The organism is Thermovirga sp., from assembly GCA_012523215.1.
Lineage (GTDB): Bacteria > Synergistota > Synergistia > Synergistales > Thermovirgaceae > 58-81.
Genome location: JAAYIZ010000298.1, coordinates 1 through 1,768 on the forward strand (window position 1 = coordinate 1; position 1,768 = coordinate 1,768).

Genomic DNA, 1,768 nt, shown 5'->3' on the forward strand with positions numbered 1-1,768 from the left:
CTGGTGAGGGAAAAGGCCGTCATTTACGTGGAGGAGCTGGGTGTCGACCCCAGGGTCGTGGATATACCGGCCGAACTGGTCGAGGATGCCGCCCTGGGGAGGGAAGCCCTCGTGGAAGCCATGGCGGACGTCGACGAGGACGTGATGGCCCTCTACTTGGAGGGCAAGCACGTTCCCGAAAATGTCCTCAGAAGGGCCATTAGGAAGGGGACCATCGACTTGGCCGTTTTCCCGGTCCTCTGCGGCTCGGCTTTCAAGAACAAGGGCGTCCATTCCCTCCTCGACGCGGTGGTGGACTATCTTCCCAGCCCCTTGGACCTGCCGCCGATCAAGGGTGTGCACCCCTCAACGGGCGATACTGAGGAAAGACATCCCGATCCTGCGGCACCTCTCTCGGCGCTGGCCTTCAAGATAATGGTCGATCCCTTCGTGGGGCGGCTGGTCTATTGCAGGATCTATTCTGGAAGGATCAGGAGCGGTTCCAGCATTTTGAACACCTCCACCGGGAGCCGCGAGAGGGTGGGCAGGATACTCAGGATGCATGCCAACAAGCGGGAGGACCTTGAAGAGGCTTCAGCCGGCGAGATCATAGCCCTGCCGGGGCTGAAAGCCACCAGAACGGGGGATACCCTCTCCGACGAGAGGAAGCCCATCCTCCTCGAGTCGGTGCAGTTCCCGGAACCGGTAGTTCATCTTTCGGCGGAACCCATGAGCAAGGCCGACCAGGTAAAATTGGCCCGGGGGCTTGCGGGACTCTCCGAGGAGGACCCCACCTTCAAAGTTTCCACGAACGAGGAGACGGCCCAGACCATCATTTCGGGCATGGGGGAACTGCACCTCGAAATCATCGTCGACAGGCTCAAAAGAGAGTATGGCGTGGATGTCAGGGTGGGGAGGCCCCAGGTGGCCTACCGTGAAACCATCAGGAACCCTTCCTCCGGCGAGGGCAGGTTCATCAAGCAGACGGGCGGCCGGGGACAGTATGGCCACGTGGTCCTAGAGATCGAACCGCTCCCCGACGAGAAGAGCTTCGTCTTCGAGGACCGGATCGTGGGCGGGGTCATACCCAGGGAGTTCATCCCCGCCGTGCAGAAGGGCATCGCCGAGACCGTGGCCAACGGAGTGCTGGGAGGATACCCCGTCATCGGCGTAAAGGTGACCCTCGTCGATGGCAGCTTCCACGAGGTGGACAGCTCCGAACTGGCTTTCCGGATCGCCGCCTCCATGGCCTTCAAGGAAGCAATGAAGTCCGCCAACCCGGTCCTGATGGAGCCTATCATGGAGGTCGAGGTCGTGACCCCTGAAGAATACGTGGGAGACGTGATGGGAGACCTCTCCTCTCGGCGGGGCCACGTGGAGGGGATGGAGATGAGGGGCAACGCCAGGATAGTGAGATCCTTCGCCCCGCTCTCGGAAATGTTCGGGTATGCCACCGACCTGAGGAACAAGACCTCGGGCAGGGCATCCTACTCGATGCAGTTTTCTCACTACGAGGAAGTTCCCGGGGAGATCACCGAAAAGATCCTGCGGCACTGATATGCCCCGGAAAATCATAAAAAAGCGATAATCGCTGAAAAGAAGTCAATAAGGGAGGGTTTCACGAGATGGCGAAGGAGCATTTTGACAGGACGAAGCCGCATCTGAACATAGGGACGATCGGTCACATTGACCACGGGAAGACGACGCTGACGGCGGCGATAACGCGGACGCTCTCTTCGGCGGGCTGGGCGGATTTCACGCCCTTCGACAAGATCGACAAGGCGCCGGA

The 1,768-nt window shown here is 60.2% G+C and carries 2 protein-coding genes; both read left to right on the forward strand.

What is annotated here, in order from left to right:
• On the forward strand, positions 1 to 1,536 hold a 1,536-nt coding region (fusA, locus tag GX108_08080), incomplete at its 5' end, for an elongation factor G (GenBank protein ID NLO56988.1).
• Positions 1,537 to 1,604: 68 nt separating this feature from the next.
• Positions 1,605 to 1,768, forward strand: a 164-nt coding sequence (gene tuf, locus GX108_08085) for an elongation factor Tu (GenBank protein ID NLO56989.1), incomplete at its 3' end; no start/stop codon positions are given.